23 protein-coding genes and 1 rRNA gene are annotated in these 19,790 nt (G+C 39.0%); 23 read left to right on the top strand and 1 reads right to left on the bottom strand.

The annotated features are described in order from the left end of the window. From rrf to rsmI, 12 genes are all read left to right on the top strand, one after another. Positions 1–74: ribosomal RNA gene (gene rrf, locus ACQKMR_RS22725) — 5S ribosomal RNA — on the top strand; the annotation flags it as partial. Positions 75–282: 208 nt separating this feature from the next. After that, entirely contained in the window at positions 283–501 is a 219-nt protein-coding gene (locus ACQKMR_RS22720; protein WP_082527567.1) for a sigma factor G inhibitor Gin, read from the top strand. Positions 502–742: 241 nt separating this feature from the next. Beyond that, positions 743–2,197, top strand: a complete 1,455-nt coding sequence (locus ACQKMR_RS22715; protein WP_427699343.1) for an aminotransferase class I/II-fold pyridoxal phosphate-dependent enzyme — start codon at positions 743–745, stop codon at positions 2,195–2,197. A 39-nt stretch (positions 2,198–2,236) separates the two neighbouring features. Continuing rightward, positions 2,237–2,878 carry a dTMP kinase gene (tmk, locus tag ACQKMR_RS22710; RefSeq protein ID WP_427699342.1) on the top strand — a complete coding sequence of 214 codons (642 nt, stop codon included), beginning with the start codon at positions 2,237–2,239 and terminating at the stop codon, positions 2,876–2,878. A 110-nt stretch (positions 2,879–2,988) separates the two neighbouring features. Continuing rightward, on the top strand, positions 2,989–3,318 hold the full coding sequence (locus ACQKMR_RS22705; protein ID WP_053349015.1) for a cyclic-di-AMP receptor: 330 nt from the start codon (positions 2,989–2,991) through the stop codon (positions 3,316–3,318). Between the two features lie 24 nt (positions 3,319–3,342). Then, positions 3,343–3,783 carry a YaaR family protein gene (locus ACQKMR_RS22700; protein ID WP_427699341.1) on the top strand — a complete coding sequence of 147 codons (441 nt, stop codon included), beginning with the start codon at positions 3,343–3,345 and terminating at the stop codon, positions 3,781–3,783. A gap of 14 nt (positions 3,784–3,797) precedes the next feature. Next, the gene (gene holB, locus ACQKMR_RS22695; protein ID WP_427699340.1) at positions 3,798–4,796 is read left to right on the top strand and encodes a DNA polymerase III subunit delta'; all 999 of its coding nucleotides are present in this window, start codon (positions 3,798–3,800) and stop codon (positions 4,794–4,796) included. 1 nt (position 4,797) lies between these two features. Further along, entirely contained in the window at positions 4,798–5,628 is an 831-nt protein-coding gene (locus ACQKMR_RS22690) for a PSP1 domain-containing protein (RefSeq protein WP_427699339.1), read from the top strand. A gap of 50 nt (positions 5,629–5,678) precedes the next feature. Beyond that, positions 5,679–6,017: a DNA replication initiation control protein YabA gene (yabA, locus tag ACQKMR_RS22685; RefSeq protein WP_207196469.1), complete on the top strand. Its 339-nt coding sequence runs from the start codon at positions 5,679–5,681 to the stop codon at positions 6,015–6,017. A 179-nt stretch (positions 6,018–6,196) separates the two neighbouring features. Beyond that, positions 6,197–6,940: a tRNA1(Val) (adenine(37)-N6)-methyltransferase gene (locus ACQKMR_RS22680; RefSeq protein WP_427699338.1), complete on the top strand. Its 744-nt coding sequence runs from the start codon at positions 6,197–6,199 to the stop codon at positions 6,938–6,940. Next, the gene (locus ACQKMR_RS22675; protein WP_427699337.1) at positions 6,927–7,187 is read left to right on the top strand and encodes a GIY-YIG nuclease family protein; all 261 of its coding nucleotides are present in this window, start codon (positions 6,927–6,929) and stop codon (positions 7,185–7,187) included. The genes ACQKMR_RS22680 and ACQKMR_RS22675 overlap by 14 nt, the downstream gene beginning before the upstream one ends. A 3-nt stretch (positions 7,188–7,190) precedes the next feature. Then, positions 7,191–8,072, top strand: a complete 882-nt coding sequence (gene rsmI, locus ACQKMR_RS22670) for a 16S rRNA (cytidine(1402)-2'-O)-methyltransferase (protein ID WP_427699336.1) — start codon at positions 7,191–7,193, stop codon at positions 8,070–8,072. A 61-nt stretch (positions 8,073–8,133) separates the two neighbouring features. Here rsmI and ACQKMR_RS22665 read toward each other — a convergent pair whose 3' ends face one another. Next, positions 8,134–8,418, bottom strand: coding sequence for an AbrB/MazE/SpoVT family DNA-binding domain-containing protein (locus ACQKMR_RS22665; RefSeq protein WP_056525508.1), 285 nt, complete (start codon positions 8,416–8,418; stop codon positions 8,134–8,136). Positions 8,419–9,063: 645 nt separating this feature from the next. On the opposite strand from ACQKMR_RS22665, the gene metG reads away from it, so the two are divergent. The 11 genes from metG (at position 9,064) to ACQKMR_RS22610 (ending at position 19,596) form a co-directional block, all read left to right on the top strand. Continuing rightward, entirely contained in the window at positions 9,064–11,025 is a 1,962-nt protein-coding gene (gene metG, locus ACQKMR_RS22660) for a methionine--tRNA ligase (protein WP_427699335.1), read from the top strand. 205 nt (positions 11,026–11,230) lie between these two features. Beyond that, a complete protein-coding gene (locus ACQKMR_RS22655) occupies positions 11,231–11,998 on the top strand; it encodes a TatD family hydrolase (protein ID WP_427699334.1) in 768 nt (255 codons plus the stop codon). Between the two features lie 275 nt (positions 11,999–12,273). Next, the gene (locus ACQKMR_RS22650) at positions 12,274–13,428 is read left to right on the top strand and encodes a ubiquitin-like domain-containing protein (RefSeq protein WP_427699333.1); all 1,155 of its coding nucleotides are present in this window, start codon (positions 12,274–12,276) and stop codon (positions 13,426–13,428) included. A gap of 290 nt (positions 13,429–13,718) precedes the next feature. Then, positions 13,719–14,282 (top strand): ribonuclease M5, encoded by a 564-nt coding sequence (rnmV, locus tag ACQKMR_RS22645; protein ID WP_427699332.1) that lies wholly within the window; start codon positions 13,719–13,721, stop codon positions 14,280–14,282. Continuing rightward, positions 14,275–15,153, top strand: coding sequence for a 16S rRNA (adenine(1518)-N(6)/adenine(1519)-N(6))-dimethyltransferase RsmA (gene rsmA / locus ACQKMR_RS22640; protein ID WP_427699331.1), 879 nt, complete (start codon positions 14,275–14,277; stop codon positions 15,151–15,153). Before rnmV ends, rsmA begins: the two co-directional genes overlap by 8 nt. A 217-nt stretch (positions 15,154–15,370) precedes the next feature. Next, complete coding sequence (gene yabG, locus ACQKMR_RS22635) at positions 15,371–16,249, top strand: sporulation peptidase YabG (protein ID WP_427699330.1); 879 nt, start codon at positions 15,371–15,373, stop codon at positions 16,247–16,249. 312 nt (positions 16,250–16,561) lie between these two features. Next, a complete protein-coding gene (veg, locus tag ACQKMR_RS22630; RefSeq protein ID WP_034316343.1) occupies positions 16,562–16,813 on the top strand; it encodes a biofilm formation stimulator Veg in 252 nt (83 codons plus the stop codon). 151 nt (positions 16,814–16,964) lie between these two features. Next, positions 16,965–17,141 carry a small, acid-soluble spore protein, alpha/beta type gene (locus tag ACQKMR_RS22625; protein ID WP_053349002.1) on the top strand — a complete coding sequence of 59 codons (177 nt, stop codon included), beginning with the start codon at positions 16,965–16,967 and terminating at the stop codon, positions 17,139–17,141. A 312-nt stretch (positions 17,142–17,453) separates the two neighbouring features. Then, the gene (gene ispE, locus ACQKMR_RS22620; protein ID WP_427699329.1) at positions 17,454–18,323 is read left to right on the top strand and encodes a 4-(cytidine 5'-diphospho)-2-C-methyl-D-erythritol kinase; all 870 of its coding nucleotides are present in this window, start codon (positions 17,454–17,456) and stop codon (positions 18,321–18,323) included. Positions 18,324–18,384: 61 nt separating this feature from the next. Continuing rightward, on the top strand, positions 18,385–19,209 hold the full coding sequence (gene purR / locus ACQKMR_RS22615) for a pur operon repressor (protein WP_427699328.1): 825 nt from the start codon (positions 18,385–18,387) through the stop codon (positions 19,207–19,209). Between the two features lie 12 nt (positions 19,210–19,221). Then, positions 19,222–19,596, top strand: coding sequence for a RidA family protein (locus ACQKMR_RS22610; protein ID WP_427699327.1), 375 nt, complete (start codon positions 19,222–19,224; stop codon positions 19,594–19,596). Positions 19,597–19,790: the final 194 nt, after the last annotated feature.

Below are 19,790 nucleotides of genomic sequence, written 5' to 3'. Positions count from 1 at the left end.
AACACGGCAGTTAAGCTCTTCAGCGCCGATGGTAGTTGGGGGTTTCCCCCTGTGAGAGTAGGACGCCGCCAAGCCATTTTGAAAAGATCAGCCATTCCGGCTGGTCTTTTTTGTTTAATGAAAAACAAGTCATTAATGACGAAGTGTTCATCAATTATGGAAACTTTTATAGAGACATACACGTATTGAAAACCTTCATCATACATTGTTAAAAGGAGCCCCGGTTCTCTTAAACTATTTAAGTTATGTATGTGAACTATGGTTTTTGGGGAGAATGCAGGTATGGAGGTGGAGATGTTGGGGACAACAACAACCAAAACAACGGCAGGGGAATCGTGCGTGGTTTGTGAACAAATAAAAGGTATGGGGATACACTTATATACCACTTTTATTTGTGAGGAATGCGAAAGGGATATGATTGGGACGGATACAAACGATCCTAGGTATAAATATTACTTAAAACAATTAAGAAAAATCACCAATCCCGAAATTTGTTCTTAAGAAATAGTAGTTTATAGAAAGTTGAAGAGTTAGAGAATAAAGAAATGGAGTGTTTCTTTATTAGCTGGCTCTTTTTTTACTTTAGAAGAATGGTTGCATATCCATCAAGTGCTTGTTTCAGAATTACAAATATACGGAGCGTAGTCCTACATAATTGATATCCAGCCCGTCTCAATAAGAGATTAAATCGAACTTTTTTGATAAAATGAAAAAATACTATGATTTGAGGGAAGAGAGAGAAATGAATCAATTACAGACTCCATTGTTCGATGCAATGGGTGCATTTAATAAAAAGAATCCAATATCTCTGCATGTCCCAGGGCATAAAAATGGATGGGTGTTTAGTAATAAAGGCCAAGAATTATATAACTCCTTACTGGGAATAGACGCTACGGAACTAAGCGGCTTAGATGACTTGCATGCCCCTGAAGGTGCAATTTTGAGGTCTGAGGAACTGCTCGCTGATTTATATGGTGTACAGAAGAGTTATTTTCTAGTCAATGGTTCAACTGTTGGGAACCTTGCGATGATCCTTGCTACCTGCCAGGAAGGAGATAAGGTGCTTGTCCAAAGGAACTGTCATAAATCAATTTTACATGGACTGATGTTAGCGAAGGTACAACCAGTTTTTTTACAACCGACTTTTTATGATGAATGGGGGGTTGCAGGTGGTGTCAGAACGGAACTAATTGAAGCAGCACTGGAAGTTCATTCAGATGTAAAAGCTATCATTGTAACGTATCCAAATTATTATGGTCTTGGTGAAGATCTTTCGGAAATCGTGAGGCGTGCACACCAAAGAGGAATTCCAGTGCTGGTAGATGAGGCACATGGCGCTCACTTTCAGTTAGGAGGTCCCTTTCCTAGAACAGCAATTTTAGCTGGGGCAGACGCTGTTGTTCACTCTGCTCATAAAACACTACCGGCAATGACGATGGGTTCCTATCTCCATATTAATACAACCTTATTAGATATAGATAAGGTGTCATTCTATTTGCAAATGCTCCAATCAAGCAGTCCATCTTATCCGATTATGGGATCGCTCGACTTAGCCAGGGCTTATTTAGCCTCTTTTACATTAGAAGATCAAAACTGCCTTATTAAAAGGATATCAGATTTCAGAAGGGAATTAGCAGGTCTCCAATCGGTACGGGTGTTAGAAGCACCACCGGGAACGTCAGCAGACCCTTTAAAAGTAGTCATTCAATCAACAAAGGGTTTAAGTGGGTTTGAGTTACAGCAGTTGTGTGAAGCAGAGGGGATTTATTCAGAACTGGCTGATCCCTTTAATTTGTTAATGATATTGCCATTATTAAAGAAAAATCACTATTTTCCTTTTCATGAAATTGTTCAAAAAATAAAAAATGTAACTAAAGAAAACACTGGAAGAAGTAAGGCTAATCGAGCAGTGAGCTGGCTGGCTGAGAATTCAATGACGAGCCTGGCACTACCATATTCTGTAATGGGTCAAAGGGAATCGAGATCCGTAGTATTAAGTCAAGCAGTTGGAGAGGTATCCGCTGAGATGGTCATCCCTTATCCGCCAGGAATCCCTTTAATTATGTCCGGGGAAATGATTACCTCGAAGCACATAATCAACTTAAAAAGACTGCTTGAACTGGGATCTAGATTTCATGGCGGTTCCTCCCTTTCAAACGGAGAGCTAATCGTTTATGAAAGCGGTCAGGTTGGTTAAAATGATATACTACAAACAAAGAACCTTGGAGGTACACCGATGAACCGTGGTATTTTTATAACAATGGAAGGACCTGAAGGAGCTGGGAAAACAACAATTATCCAAATGCTCGGTAAGGCTCTTCAAGAAGAAGGTTACCAAGTCCTATTAACACGAGAACCAGGAGGCGTTCCCATTTCCGAGCAAATTAGGGAGGTTATCCTGAATAAAGCCAATACAGCTATGGACCCAAGAACCGAAGCTTTATTATACGCAGCTGCAAGGCGTCAGCATTTAGTGGAGATAGTCATTCCGGAGCTAGAGCGAGGAGGCATCGTTCTGTGTGACCGTTTTATAGATAGTTCGCTGGCTTATCAAGGGTATGCTAGGGGCTTAGATATAGAAGAAGTGTACAATATCAATAAATTCGCAATTGGAGATATGATGCCGGATGCTACGTTCTTTTTTGATATCGATCCAGAAGAAGGTTTGAGACGTATTCAGTCCAACGGGGACCGGGAAGTGAACCGACTAGACCTGGAAGCCATGGATTTTCATAAAAGAGTATGTGAGGGGTATCAGCTAATTATAAATAGATGGAAAGACCGGTTCATTATCGTGGATGCGGGTCGGACAATTGAGGAAGTTTTTGAGGAAACAAAAGCCCGCTTACTTACGTTTTTAGAAAAAACAGGACAGTAAGCACTTGGATTTCCATATTATTCAACCGTACACTATTCCAAGCAAAGACTAATTGCTATAATAGAGATAGTAGAGTTAAGAAAATTCAGAGTAACCGGAGGATGATGAGAATGAAAATGATCATTGCTGTCGTTCAAGACAAGGATAGTCATCGGCTGCTGAATGAATTAGTAGAAAATAATTTCGGGACAACCAAGCTTGCCAGTACTGGTGGGTTTTTAAAATCAGGAAATACAACCTTTATGATTGGCACAGAGGATGCACGTGTTGACCAAGCCATTCAGATTATTAAACAGAATTGTCAATCACGATCCCAGTTAGTGTCACCTGTTTCACCGATGGGTGGCAATGCCGAATCCTATGTACCTTATCCAGTGGAAATTCAAGTAGGCGGTGCAACCATATTTGTTCTGCCAGTTGAAAACTTTTTACAATTTTAACGGTTAGTTGTATGGAGGTTCATTATGAAAATCAACCACGATATTCCAATTAAGTTGGATAAAGCACGGCAGGATACCAAACAGGCTCAAACAGGCAATGGAAGGTTTCAACAAATGGTCCAAACACAGGATCAAAAAATGCAAATCCAAACATTAAACCGTTTAATAGGTGATATTGAAGGGGCGGGCCAGCGTTTGGTTCGGTCACGTACCTTTAGAGAATTGGCGAAATATAAAGCGTTAGTGAAGCGGTTTGTCCGAGAATCTGTTGAATATGGTCTACAACTGAAGCAGTCTACGACCTGGAACCAATACGGTCAAAGCAGACCATTGAAAACCGTGGAAACGATCGATGCGAGATTAGTTGAGTTAAGCGAGGAAATTCTGAATAAAGAGAAGAGCTCGCTCGAGATATTAGAAATGATTGGTGAAATTAAAGGACTTCTGGTTAATTTATATACTTAAGTGAGTTGATAGTGTTGGATAAAACATGGCAGGACATGAGGCAAATTCAGCCACAGGTTATGACGATGCTACAAAACAGCATAACGAAAAACAGAGTGGCTCATGCTTATATTTTTGAAGGGGAAAAAGGGTCAGGTAAGCAAGATATAAGTAAAACCTTCGCAAAAAGCTTGCTTTGTGAGGCCCCGACAGAAGGTTACAAGCCATGCGAGCAATGCCGGAATTGCAAACGAATTTCAAGTGGAAATCACCCTGATGTTCATTTGATTGAGCGAGATGGGCTGTCGATTAAAAAGGAACAAATTAAGAGTCTTCAAGAAGAATTCTCGAAGAAAAGTGTAGAGGCAGATCGGAAAGTTTATATGATTGCCGATGCGGATAAAATGTCAGTCGGAGCAGCAAACAGTCTATTGAAATTTTTAGAAGAGCCTTCAGCTGATACTGTGGCCATTCTGATGACCGAACAGCTTCAGCGAATTCTTCCAACCATATTATCAAGATGCCAAGTGATTTCTTTTAAGCCGTTATCCCCGGAGAATGTAAAGCGGAAGCTGATAGAACAGGATTTAGATCCGCAGCTTGCCTCTGTAATCTCACATTTAACACAGAATGTGGAAGCCGGAATCGAACTTAGCCATGATGAATGGTTTGTACAAGCTCAAAAAATAGTGGTAAAATTATATGAAGTGTTAAAACAGAATTCCTTGAAGGCTTTGTTATACCTTCAGACGGATTGGTTTTCACACTTTAAAGAAAGAGAACAGGTTGATAGAGGTCTTGATTTGTTACTTCTTATATATAAGGATTTATTATACATTCAGTTGGACAAGAAGGACCTTGTTGTATTTCAAAGTAAACTGAAGGAATTTGAAACTCACGCTCTTCATCTTTCTCCGAGACGCCTCGCTGAACATATGGGGTATATTTTGGAAGCAAAAAGGAAGCTGATGTCCAACACGAATCCACAGCTGTTAATGGAACAGCTTGTGCTGAATTTGCAGGAGGGATCATGATTTGTATGATGTTGTAGGTGTCCGGTTTAAAAAAGCGGGCAAAATATACTACTTTGATCCGGGTGAATTCGCTATTCCTAAGGACGATTTTGTAATAGTGGAGACTGTCCGCGGTGTTGAATTCGGTAAAGTTGTTACAGCCCGTAAACAAGTAGATGAAAATGATGTTGTCCTGCCATTGAAAAAGGTACTTCGGGTTGCCGATGCAAAAGATAAGCTAATAGTTGACGAAAACAAGGCAGCTGCGGAAGAGGCTTACTCTATATGTTGTCAAAAGGTTGATGAGCATAAGTTGGATATGAAGCTTGTAGATGTGTCATATACCTTCGACAGAAATAAAGTTGTGTTTTACTTTACAGCAGATGGTCGCGTGGATTTTCGAGATTTAGTCAAAGATTTAGCTGCCATATTCAGAACACGGATTGAACTGCGCCAAATTGGGGTCAGGGATGAGGCAAAAATGCTTGGGGGCATTGGGCCCTGTGGCAGAATGCTATGTTGCTCCACGTTTCTTGGAGATTTTGAACCTGTTTCAATCAAAATGGCCAAGGATCAAAATTTATCATTGAACCCTACAAAGATCTCAGGATTATGCGGTCGATTGATGTGCTGTCTGAAATATGAAAATGATGAGTATGAAAGTGCGAAGGAAATGCTTCCTGATTTAGGTGAAATGATTAATACGCCTGGTGGCAAAGGCAAGGTAGTGGGGCTTAATATTCTAGAACGCATACTTCAGATTGAACTAATCGAGCAGGAAAGAGTATTAGAGTATACTTTAGATGAGATTCTAAAAGAGGGAGCCGTTTCTATTCAAGCCACAGATTATTAAGGTGGTGGGAGAGCGTGGATAAGAAAGATATTTTTGAGTCGGTGACCAATATGGAAACCCAGATAGGCCAATTATATAAACAGCTTGGTGAATTGAAGCAGAATCTAGCGGAAATTCTCGAGGAAAATCAGTCGCTCAAGTTGGAAAACGAGCACTTGCGTCATCGATTAGGCCTTGTGGAAGTCGAGAGTGCACCTGCTTCTGTAAAGGTTAAACAAAAAGTAAAAAATCGTACTGCGAGTGCGGAAAAGGTTATGGATATCGGGGAAGGCTATGATAATCTAGCCCGTATCTATCAGGAAGGCTTCCATATTTGTAATCTGCATTTTGGAAGTTTACGAAAAGAAGGAGATTGCCTGTTCTGTTTATCTTTTTTAAACAAGAAGTGAAAATGGAATAATATAAAAGAATGTTCCATCTCTTTTACGTGATAGATAGACCGTTTACAATATATAGTGATTCGGGGTCTGACGCTTACTATGAGTCAGACCCTTTTTGTACGATTGAAAATGTTAAAGCATGGGCCCTAAACATGCTTTTTCTATACACAAATAGGAGGGTAACAGCATTGGTAGAACTTAAAGGAGATGAACGCCTCGATTATCTATTGGCTGAGAATTTAAGAATCATCCAGAGCCCATCGGTGTTTTCTTTCTCATTAGATGCCGTATTATTATCAAGGTTCGTAAACGTGCCGATTCAAAAAGGAAAACTTGTCGATCTTTGCTCAGGAAATGGGGTTATACCATTGCTGTTGAGCACAAGAACGAAAGGAACAATTACAGGTATCGAGATTCAAGAGCGGTTACATGACATGGCTCAGAGAAGCGTAGATTACAATGACGTATCCTCCCAGATTGAGATGATTCATGGAGATATAAAAGAGATTCCAAAACAGATAGGGTATAGTAAATATGACGTGGTAACATGTAATCCACCCTATTTTCCTACTCCATCCATCGAGGAAATAAATAAAAATGAGCATTTTGCAATTGCCCGGCATGAAATTATGTGTAACCTTGAGGACGTAATGCGTGTCTCAAGTCAGTTATTGCGTCAGGGCGGCAAAGCAGCATTCGTTCATAGGCCTGGCCGTTTAATGGATATTTTACATTTAATGAGAGTGTATCGGATAGAACCAAAGCGACTGCAATTTGTTTATCCAAAAAGCACAAAAGAAGCAAATACGATTCTTATTGAAGGGATAAAGGACGGAAGCCCTGATTTGAAGATTCTCCCACCTCTTGTTGTGTATAATGAACAAAATGAATATAATCCGGAAATCAGAAGGATTTTATATGGAGAAGAGTAGGCATTATTTTTATGTGTTAAAATGCAGGGATGGCAGCTATTATGCAGGGTATACAAATAACTTAGATCGTAGGGTCGACATGCATAATCAAGGCAAGGGGGCGAAGTATACACGAGGACGTGCCCCGGTTGAACTGATTTATCATGAAACGTTTGAATCTCAGACATTAGCCATGCAGGCTGAATACCAGTTTAAGCAATTAACAAGAAAACAAAAACAAAAGTGGATGGCAAAGGAGGATAAGTAACCTATGTGGCAGCAAAAGAGTTTTGAAAAAGAAGGATTGGAGCCAGCCCTATATCTAGTTCCTACACCAATCGGAAATCTTGAGGATATGAGCTTCCGGGCTTTGAGAATTTTAAAGGAAGCGGATGTTATTGCTGCAGAGGACACTCGAAACACGAAAAAACTATGTAATTACTTTGAAATTTCGACCCCTATCGTTAGTTATCATGAACATAATAAGGAATATAGCGGGAAGCAGATGCTTGAGAGGCTTCGTTCAGGAGAAGTAATAGCGTTAGTAAGTGATGCTGGTCTGCCGACAATTTCCGACCCTGGATATGAACTGGTTAAAGATGCAATTGCTGAGCAGTTTAAGGTCATCCCATTGCCGGGTGCTAATGCTGCACTAACTGCGTTGATTGCTTCGGGTCTTGTGCCACAGCCTTTTTACTTTTATGGATTTTTACAGCGAGGAGCAAAAGAAAAAAAGCAAGAGCTAGAAAAGTTAAAAAAAATGGAAGCGACATGGATTGTCTATGAATCGCCTCATCGTTTAAAAGAAACATTAAAACATATGCATGAAATTCTAGGTGACCGCCGTATTGTTTTATGCCGTGAATTAACGAAGAAGTTTGAAGAGTTTATTCGTGGGACGGTAAGTGAGGCATTGGCGTGGGCAGTGGAATCCGAGATACGCGGTGAGTTCTGTTTGATAATAGAAGGGGCGCAATGGTTGGAGGAAGAGCCTGAAGAAGCATGGTGGATGGCCTTTGACATTGTCGGCCATGTCAACTATTATATAGAAACCAAACAGGTTACCTCCAAGGATGCTATCAAGCAAGTCGCAAAAGACCGTAATATACAAAAACGAGACGTATACCAGGCATACCACATTGATGTGCAATAATATGTTTAAGTAAGCAATAAAAAAAACTTCCGAAGATCGGAAGTTTTTTTGTTTATATCATTTATTTAGAAGTTGAAAAGTTTTGTTGAATTTCTTGGATAAGTAATTCTGCACCCTCACGACTAAGAATTAATTTACCGTTTGCAAGTGTAAGGTTATTATCAGAAACTTCACCAGTAACTTGGCAAGTCATGTTTGGTTTGTATTTTTTCAAGATGATGCGCTCGTCATCAACATAGATTTCAAGAGCATCTTTCTCAGCGATACCCAATGTACGGCGAAGCTCGATTGGAATAACCACCCGGCCTAACTCATCAACTTTACGAACGATTCCTGTAGATTTCATTTTTGAAAATTCTCCTCTCAGATTACAATCTAGTACCCTTTTTCTATTTTTTTCGCCAATATTCGACAAATTTTTTTATAAATTTATAATACCAGCCATTCCCAAATTCGTCAATGATTTATTTTCATTTTTCTGTAAGAAGAGAGTATAGCTTCTTCCTAAGGAAGAAAAAATGCTGGAAAAGAGAAAAATCCACTATTCTGTTTTATGCGAAGATAAAATCAGTAACAAGGAACTACTTACTTCAGCATGATTCGACAAACTATGCATCAAAGAACATGCCTTTCTATTATATGATTAAATTCAATTTAGTTTCAAAGTATTAGTTCTGAATTAAGGATAATTTTTTTCTTGGAAAAGACTTTAAAATATGTGAGTTGTTGCACAAAAAATATATTTTAGGTATATTTTGTTGAGGTAAGAGGTAATGCTTACATAGTATGGGGGCGTGTGTCCTGATTTCGAAGGTTTAACTGGGGCATCTACTTATAATATTTTTATTCTATTATCCAAGATGATTTGATTGATGATTCTTGTCGCGTAGAATAGTATATAGAGTTAAAATAGAGATAATAGTTTTAAAGTAGTCTCATTGGCTTGGCCAAGTCCTAAAGCCAGTTTTTTAAAAGTTGAGGAGGGAATAAAGTGCAGGATAAATTAAAAACATTTTATATTACAACACCCATATATTATCCGAGTGGTAATTTACATATAGGGCATGCGTATACGACAGTGGCAGGGGATGCTATGGCTCGTTATAAAAGGATGCGTGGCTTTGATGTCATGTACTTAACAGGAACAGATGAACACGGTCAAAAAATCCAGCGCAAAGCGGCGGAAGAGGGAATTACTCCGCAGCAATATGTAGATAATATCGTATCAGGAATTAAAGAGCTTTGGCAAAAGCTTGATATCTCTTATGATGATTTCATTAGGACAACCGAAGATCGCCATAAAGAAGTAGTAGCCAAAATCTTTAAGAGGCTACTTGATCAGGGTGATATTTACTTGGACGAATATGAAGGATTATACTGTACACCTTGCGAATCTTTCTTCACGGAACGTCAGGTTGAAGAAAGCAATGGAAACTGTCCAGATTGCGGCAGACCCGTTGAAAAGGTAAAAGAAGAGTCTTATTTCTTCAAGATGAGTAAGTATGCAGATCGGTTGCTGAAGTTTTATGAGGAAAACCCAGAGTTCATACAACCTGAATCCCGTAAAAATGAAATGATTAATAACTTCATTAAACCAGGATTGGAAGATTTGGCTGTTTCCCGTACAACGTTCGATTGGGGTATCAAAGTACCAGGAAATCCAAAACATGTTATTTATGTCTGGATTGATGCCTTGACTAATTATATTACAGCATTAGGGTATGGAACGGATAATGATTCTAAATATCTGAATTATTGGCCGGCGGATGTGCATCTAGTCGGAAAGGAAATTGTTCGTTTCCATACGATTTACTGGCCTATTATGTTAATGGCTCTGGACATGCCACTTCCTAAGAAAGTTTTTGCCCACGGATGGCTGCTCATGAAAGACGGTAAGATGTCGAAATCAAAAGGAAATGTAGTCAATCCTGTTACATTAATTGATCGATATGGCTTGGATTCATTACGCTATTACCTTCTACGTGAAGTTCCATTTGGTTCAGATGGAGTATTTACGCCGGAAGGATTTGTTGAACGAATCAATTTTGATCTGGCAAATGATTTAGGAAACTTATTAAATAGAACAGTAGCAATGGTCAATAAGTATTTTGACGGTGTAATTCCAAGTTACAAAGGCTCGAATAATGAGTTTGAAAAGGCACTGTTAGAAATGAATCAAGATACAGTGAGCAAGTATGAGGAAGCCATGGAGAACATGGAATTTTCAGTTGCTTTAACATCTATTTGGCAGCTTGTCAGCAGAACAAATAAGTTCATCGATGAAACTCAGCCATGGATGCTTGCAAAAGATGAAACAAGGAAAGAAGAGCTTGCGAGTGTTATGGTGCATTTGGCAGAATCTTTACGCAGGACGGCTATACTTCTGAAACCATTTTTGACACAAACACCGGAAAAAATCTTTGCTCAGCTTAACATCCAGAATGAAATTTTAAAGTCATGGGACAGCTTAGCGGACTTCGGTCAGATTCCTTCTGAAACAAAAGTGCTTAAGGGAGATCCAATCTTCCCTCGTTTAGACATGGAAGAGGAAGTTTTATATATTAAAGAACAAATGCAGGGTGGAACACCTAAGGTTGCAGAAAAAGTAGAAGAGGCTATTCCAGAGGTTGATGAAATTACTATTGATGACTTTACAAAAGTAGAGCTTCGTGTAGCTCAGGTCATTGAAGTAGAGCCAGTAAAGAAAGCAGATAAGCTTCTTAAACTGCAGCTTGATTTAGGATATGAAAAGCGGCAGGTTGTCTCAGGTATTGCCCAACACTATAAACCTGAAGATTTAGTAGGGAAAAAAGTGATCTGTGTAACGAATTTGAAACCTGTTAAGCTTCGTGGCGAGCTTTCTCAGGGGATGATTTTGGCAGGTAGCCAGGATGGAGTCCTCTCTGTCGCTACAATAGATGCCTCCATTCCAAATGGTTCGAAGGTAAAATAAACCCAAAACATAAAAGTGTTTCATATGAAACACTTTTATGTTTTTTCTTTATACTTTTGGAAAACATAACTTATTATAGGGCCTATGTTTTAGTCATCATTTAGTGTTGATACATACAGGGAATATTTGTAATCTTTTTGTTACCTAAATGTGAAACATAAAACTCTCATTTTTTTATAAAATAGTGCTAGAAAGGAAGAAAAGTATGTTATTTGATACACATGTGCATGTAAATGCGGAGCAATTCAACGAGGACCTCGAAGACGTCATCCAAAGAGCACAGGAAGCAGGAGTGAATAACATGGTTGTCGTAGGATTTGACCGGCCAACTATAACTAGAGCAATGGAATTAATAGAAACTTATGATTTTATGTATGCAGCAGTCGGTTGGCATCCTGTAGATGCGATAGATATGACAGAAGAGGACTTAAAATGGATTGAGGAACTATCCTCTCATCCTAAAGTTGTGGCTATAGGAGAGATGGGACTTGACTATCATTGGGATAAATCACCGAAAGTTATCCAAATGGAGGTGTTCAGGAAGCAAATCCGATTGGCTAAAAAGGTAGGTCTACCCATTATCATCCATAACCGAGAAGCTACCGCGGATATCGTGAAAATATTAAAGGAAGAAGAGGCATCAGAAGTAGGAGGCATCATGCATTGCTTTAGTGGAAGTGCTGAAACAGCAATGGAATGTATTGATATGAACTTCTATATTTCATTGGGAGGTCCTGTAACCTTTAAAAATGCGAAAAAGCCGAAAGAAGTGGCAGCTGCCGTACCTTTAGACCGTCTACTAATCGAAACAGACTGCCCCTATTTAGCGCCACACCCTTATAGAGGAAAGCGTAATGAACCGTCCTATGTGAAGCTTGTCGCTGAACAAATAGCTGAAATTAAACAACTTTCAGTAGAGGAAGTTTCTCAAGCAACGACGGACAATGCTAAGAAATTATTCGGCATTAACTGACAGCATTTTTGACAGGATCTCCCGGGGTCTGATAACTAAAAACGCATTTTTTAAGATTTCTACAAATCTCACTCCTATAATAGGCATATTATGTCGAGAATTTGCACTTTCCTTTTCAATAGAGAATATGCATAATAGGTAGTAATTTCCTGAATGAGAAGTGAATGGGTTGACAGCTTGATAACTATGTCTATATAATCACCGGGAGGAAGGAGGAGTTTTTCATTCTATTAAAAACTATGAAAAACCTTATTCCCAAGCTAGGGAAGAAGAGAATGGCAATTGCCATATGCAGTGCAATTCTTGTTTCTACGGCACTGGGAATACTAATCCATCAAGGAACAAAGCATACGGTTACAATAATGCTGGACGGAAAAAAAGAGGTAGTGCGGACACACGCAGCTACTGTAAATGATATGTTAAAAGATTTAGAGATTACCGTACAAGCAGCGGACTATGTCCACCCCTCAGGAGACAGTAAGGTAGAGGATAATCTAGAAGTTGTTTGGAAGCCTGCTCAAAAAATTACCTTGGTACAAGATGAAGAGACTGAGGAAGTTTGGTCAACAGCCGATACGGTGGAAGAATTTTTAAAGGAACAAGACCTTGAAGTGAATGAGAAGGATAAAATCACACCTTCAAAAAATACGAAGCTGGAAGCGAATATGGAAGTTGCCATCGATAAGGCTTTTTCATTAAATTTAGTGGTAGGTGGAAACGAAAAACAGGTATGGTCAACTTCGGCTACTGTCGCTGACTTTTTAAAGCAACAAGGTGTAAAGCTCAATGATTTGGATCGAGTTGAGCCAGGATTAGTCGAAAAAGTTGAAGCTAAGAATACGGTAAACGTTATTCGAATTGAAAAAGTCACCGATGTAGTGGAAGAACCAGTGGACTTTGCTGTCATAACTAAAAAAGATGACTCCTTATCGAAAGGGAAAGAGAATATCGTCAAAGAAGGAAAAGACGGACTCATTTCCAAGAAATATGAAGTTGTTAAGGAAAATGGTAAAGAAGTCAAAAGAAAATTACTTTCAGAAAAAGTCGTAAATAAAAAGCAGGATAAGGTTATAACAGTCGGAACAAAAACGACGGTTGCTCAGGCTTCACGCGGAGTGAGTAACGTTAATTCTACAAGTGGGAAAGAGATTTATGTTTCATCAACAGCTTATACAGCAAGTTGTAAGGGCTGTTCAGGTGTTACTTCAACGGGCGTGGACCTTAAGAGTAATCCTGGTGCCAAAATTATAGCGGTCGATCCAAGTGTAATTCCAATGGGTTCGAAAGTATATGTAGAAGGTTATGGCTATGCAGTAGCTGCTGACAAAGGCGGAGCGATAAAGGGAAATAGGATAGATGTCTTCTTTTCCTCAAAAAATGATGCATATCGCTGGGGTGTAAAGAAAGTGAAGATTCGCGTATTGAACTAATAAGGTTTCTCTCGCAGGAGATAAATTGTCTCCTGTTTTTTGACGTTTTATTTTTCGTTTGTTGAAAACCCCAGTGTAAAACTGTTTTAATAAGATAGACGATTCAATAAGTCATAGGGTTTCACAATAAGCGGTAAAATTATTTTTATTTAGCAATGGTCGCAATGGTGTCTAGCTCCAAATTCTAACTCATATGAAAAACGATGACTCAAAGGGTTATTTTCTTTCTGAGTAAAGTCTGTTTTCAAGAGCTAATCAAAGTGCTTACGCTTTTCTGTATGGAGGAAAATATGAAAAAAATCAAAGAAATTATTGTTGTAGAAGGTAAAGACGATACGGTAGCGATAAAAAGGGCTGTTAATGCTGATACAATAGAAACGAATGGTTCCGCGGTGAATGAATCCTGTATTGAGCAGGTAAGGCTTGCACAAGAGACACGAGGAGTAATTATTTTTACAGATCCAGACTTTCCAGGACAAAAAATCAGGAATACCATTTCAGAACAAGTAAAAGGCTGTAAACACGCCTTTTTAACGAAGAAAGAAGCACTTCCTAAGTCTGGGAGAGGGATAGGTGTGGAGCACGCTTCTCCTGAAGCAATTCGTAATGCCTTGAAAGACGCTCAATTAATGGATGAAGAGGCTTCAGAAGAGATCTCACAGCAGGATTTAATAGATGCAGGTTTAATTGGAGGATCAGGTGCTAAAGAGCGAAGGGAAAGACTTGGCTCTATCTTGAAGATTGGTTTTACAAATGGGAAACAGTTATATAAGAGATTAAAAATGTTCCAAATATCAACTGAAGCTTTTTATGAAGCAATTGTACAGATAGATCAGGAGGAAAAACATGAATAAGGATATTGCAACCCCTGTCAGAACGAAAGAAATACTAAAGAAGCACGGATTCTCTTTTAAAAAGAGTTTAGGTCAAAACTTCTTAATTGATACGAATATCTTGAAACGTATTGTCGATCATGCTGAGTTGACCGAGGAAAGCGGCGCAATTGAAATTGGACCTGGAATAGGCGCATTGACGGAACAACTAGCGAAAAGTAGCAAAAAAGTCACGGCCTTTGAGATTGATCAGCGTTTGCTGCCGATTTTATCGGATACACTGTCTCCTTATAACAATGTGAACATCATACATGAAGATATTCTAAAAGCGGATGTAAAAAAGGTCATTGAAGAGGAGTTCGCTGACATCTCAGACTTGATGGTTGTTGCAAATCTACCTTACTATGTTACAACGCCTATTATTTTAAAGCTTTTGTCTGAAAACCTTCCCATAAGAGGCATCGTGTGTATGTTGCAAAAAGAAGTGGCTGATCGAATTGCTGCTAAGCCTGGGACAAAGGAATATGGTTCATTATCGATCGCCATCCAATATTATACCGAAGCAGAAACAGTAATGATTGTGCCGAAAACGGTTTTCATGCCGCAGCCTAATGTCGATTCAGCGGTAATACGTCTGACTAAGCGTGTTAAGCCAATTGTTGAAGTACAAGATGAGGATTTCTTATTTATTGTTACCCGGGCTAGCTTCGCGCAACGTCGGAAAACGATTTTAAACAACTTAACAAGTCAACTGCCAGATGGGAAATCTAAAAAAGAACTTATCCTTGCTGCTCTCGAAGCTTCAGAAGTGGATCCAACAAGACGTGGTGAAACACTAAGCATTAAGGAATTTGGCCGCTTAAGTGATGCGTTATTGCCGAATTTCAAATAAGATATATGTTAACAAAGTTTTAGTCGGAACGGGCCTATTCCCAGCTTCCGGCTTTTTTTTTCCAAGGATAAGCTTAGGGGGATAAATTACTTCTTCCTATACATATATGTAGTCAATCCCTTTCCTTTACTTTCACCTTTCAAGAATGGTTCGCATAACTTAAGAATGAAAATAATCTAGGGCGGGCTGAAAATAAGTCTTCTCATGGGGTGAGGCCATGAATATTCAAATAAACGATATTGTTGGTCGGGTTTCTTATAAATGCGACGTGTTGTTTCGAGTAATCGATATCCGTGATATTGATGGAAGACGTGAAGCGATTCTTTATGGGGAAGATATCCGATTGATTGCAGATGCACCTTTTCAAGACTTAATGATAATAAATGATAATGAGAGAAATGTCCGACAAAGGTCCAATGAGGTACTTCAAGAACAATCTTACCGCTTATTAACACAGGATATAGAGCTGCAGCAACAGAAAAGCGGCTATCAATCCAGTAATGGCTATCGCTATAGTGGCGAATATTTTCAGATACCAGGCAGGGTGCTACATGTGGATGGCGATGCTACCTACCTTAGGAAATGTCTGGATTTATATCAGAAATTCGGTATTCCAGTCAATGGTGTCTATTGTAACGAAAAGGAAATGCCCCGGCGAATAGGGGGTTTATTAGACCATTACAGGCCGGATATCCTTGTTGTCACTGGTCATGATGCCTATTCTAAATCTAAAGGACCAATGAGCGATATCAATGCCTATCGTCACTCAAGGGACTTTGTACAGACCGTTCGAGAGGCGAGAAAGAAGGTATCTCATTTGGATCAATTGATTATATTTGCAGGAGCTTGCCAATCCCATTTTGAATCCCTTATCCAAGCAGGGGCCAATTTCGCAAGCTCACCTTCACGTGTTAATATTCATGCTCTTGATCCAGTATATATTGTCGGGAAGGTGAGCTTTACCCCTTTTATAGAACATATCCATGTATGGGATGTTCTTCGGAATACGTTAACGGGAGAGAAAGGTTTAGGTGGAGTTGAAACAAAAGGGGTGCTGCGGACAGGGCTTCCCTTTAAGCCATTTCAGGAAGAATAAACGAGCTGCATTTTGAAAGAATGCAGCTCGCTTTTATCTTGTTAGAATTCGGATATCATAACAAATAGTTTGCTTTTTCTAGATAAAAGGAGCCTAGAAGTGGATTTATTTACGAAAATTCGGCATTTTTTATAATGAATAGTTCGTTTACATATTTTCTCATTTTTCAGGATATAATAAAAATGTTCGCGATTTTGCCGAATTTCGGGTAAAAATATATTGACTACATTTTTAAGTGCTGATATAATTTATTATTTTGTTTGCGTATATTTACAATTTGTGATATACTAAACTTAGTGAGGTGGACCGAAAATGCCAAAAACTCTAGCTGATATTAAAACTGCACTTGATTCAAACCTAGGTAAAAGATTGCTTTTAAAAGCAAACGGTGGAAGAAGAAAGACTGTAGAACGTTTTGGAACTTTGGCGGAAACTTATCCGGCTGTTTTTGTAATTGAGCTCGACCAAGATGAAAATGCGTTTGAAAGAGTATCTTACAGCTATGCGGATGTTTTAACGGAAACCGTGGAACTAACATTTTTAAACAAACAACAAGAGATGTAACTTAGAGGAGGCAGCGAACAATTATGTTTGCTGCTTTTTGTTTTGTGTTAAATATCTAATACTAACTAGTTTAGGATGAAAAAGGATGTTATGAAATAACGTATGATGCAAACACTAGGCATGTGACAGCATGTGAAAGGGGTTGTTTCGCTTGAGTAGAAAAAAGGGGATTATGTCAGAAGGTTTTAAAGAGGAATTGGCAAAAGAACTTGGATTTTACGATGTTGTCCAGAAAGAGGGCTGGGGAGGAATTCGAGCTCGGGACGCGGGAAACATGGTAAAATTAGCTGTCGAAAAAGCACAACGTCAATTGGTGGATAAAGAGTAAGACAAACACTAAATGGAATCATGCTGTCCTTATGAATAAGGCCAGACTCTTTCTACAATGTATAGCCATATTCATTTATGCTTACATTGTAGATATGGAGTCTGGTTTTTTTATGCATGGGTCAGTACAAGTTTGCTGCATATTAACACTTGGGGTGATCCCTTCTTCCATGTGCCTATAGGTGTCTATTCCTCTCTATAGTTCAATCTCCACTTCAATACATTGAAATTACGATGAAAAAACCTTTAGAATATAAACAAATATGATAAAATAGGACAAGAACTTTTAAGAACGTTAAAGTAGGTGGACATATTGAAGCTTATGGAAAAAGCCCCGGCTAAGATTAATTTGGCTTTGGATGTGCTTTTCAAACGGCCTGATGGGTATCATGAGGTAGAAATGATCATGACGACAGTCGACCTTGCCGATAGAATTGAACTAAAAGAAATAAAGGGAAATCACATTAAGATTTTATCCCATAATCGATTTGTTCCGGATGATCATCGGAATTTAGCTTATCAAGCTGCATTTATCCTAAAGGAACGTTTTGGAATTAATAAAGGTGTTTCTATTACTATAGAGAAAAATATACCTGTAGCAGCGGGACTTGCAGGTGGAAGCAGTGATGCAGCTGCTACATTAAGAGGTTTAAATAGACTGTGGAAGCTTGGTCTTTCTATGGATGAGCTTGCGGAAATCGGAGCTGAAATTGGCTCTGATGTGTCATTTTGTGTGTATGGGGGTACAGCGTTGGCTAGAGGTCGTGGGGAAAAAATCACGCATCTTCCTGCACCGCCAAAATGCTGGGTTATTTTAGCTAAACCGACAATCGGTGTATCGACGGCAGATATATACAAAAGGCTGCAAATTGCAAAAATGGAGCATCCAGATGTCCCTGGTATGATTTCAGCCATTAAGGAAAGCAGCTATCAAGATGTTTGCCAAGGTTTGGGGAATGTACTTGAGCAAGTGACGTTGCAGTTATACCCCGAGGTTGCAAATATTAAAGATCAAATGAAGACATTTGGAGCAGATTCGGTCTTAATGAGCGGAAGCGGTCCGACCGTTTTTGGTTTGGTGGAACATGATTCCCGCATGCAAAGAATTTATAATGGTCTTCGCGGATTTTGTGATCAAGTCTATGCAGTGCGCTTGTTAGGTGATCGAAACGACCTTGAATAGAGACGTACATTAATGGTATAGTTGCAATATAATATTCGGAATTTACAAAGGGGGTGTTTCAATGAAATTTCGTCGCAGCGAGAGGCTAGTCGATATGACAAATTATTTATTAGAACATCCAGGGGAACTTGTTTCACTGACCTACTTTGCTGAAAGGTATAGTTCTGCCAAATCTTCGATAAGTGAGGATTTAACAATCATTAAAGATACCTTTGAACAACGCGGTATAGGATCTTTAACGACCGTGCCAGGTGCCGCGGGTGGAGTGAAATATATTGTTTCCATCAAGGAAGATGAAGCCAATGCCTTTATAGATGAACTATGTGATACAATCGCTAGTCCTGAAAGGCTACTTCCGGGCGGCTATCTGTATATGACCGACATATTGGGACATCCGCAAACGGTGAATAAGGTTGGTAGAATAATCGCTTCCATGTATGCTAAAAAAAATGTTTCAGTCATCATGACAATGGCTACCAAAGGGATATCATTAGCATACGCAGTGGCAAATTATTTGAATGTTCCTGTCGTCATAGTAAGAAGAAATAATAAAGTAACAGAAGGCTCTACAGTGAGTATTAATTATGTTTCTGGTTCTTCAAAGAGAATTCAGACAATGGTGCTCTCAAAAAGAAGTCTGGTAGAGGGTTCGAATGTATTGATTGTTGATGATTTCATGAAAGCTGGAGGTACGATAAATGGTATGGTCAGCTTGCTGGATGAATTTAAGGCTTCCGTTGCAGGAATTGCCGTGCTTGTCGAATCCGAACATACAGAAGAATGTCTTGTAGAGGACTATGTTTCATTAATCAAATTGACTCAGGTAGTCGAAAGAGATAAGAAAATAAATGTCAGTCGTGGCAATTATCTTACGAAAAAAGATTAGGGGGAATTTTTCATGAAAACGATACATACAAATGAAGCACCAGCTGCAATTGGTCCATATTCACAAGGCGTGATAGTAGATAAGTTATTTTTCAGTTCAGGTCAAATTCCTCTTACTGCTTCTGGTGAAATGGTAACAGGAGATGTTAAAGAACAAACACATCAAGTGTTTAAAAACCTTCAGGCTGTATTGAAAGAAGCAGGGGCCTCTTTAGAAACAGTCATTAAAGCTACAGTATTTATTAAAAGTATGAATGATTTCGGTTCAATTAATGAAGTGTATGGGGAATATTTTTCAAATCATAAGCCTGCACGCTCTTGTGTAGAGGTTGCTCGTCTTCCTAAAGATGCACTAGTGGAAATAGAAGTGGTTGCGCTCGTTAAATAAACGGGCGTTTTTTATTTTGTCTTTTTTAGGGGGAATTCGTCATGGGCATTTTCCAAGGAATTTAAGGGAGATTTTTATTTTTTTTGAAAACTAGGCTGAATTTTCTAAAAAACTTACAGATAATAGAAGGAGTTCACGTTTTTTTGTTGAATATGTACTTTAAGTTTTAACAACAACAAAAAGGGATGGTGAGC

It is taken from the genome of Peribacillus sp. NPDC096540 (genome assembly GCF_050278525.1).
Taxonomy (GTDB): Bacteria; Bacillota; Bacilli; order Bacillales; family DSM-1321; genus Peribacillus.
Note: the sequence above shows the minus strand (reverse complement) of the source record. Positions and strands in the feature narration are given on the sequence as shown.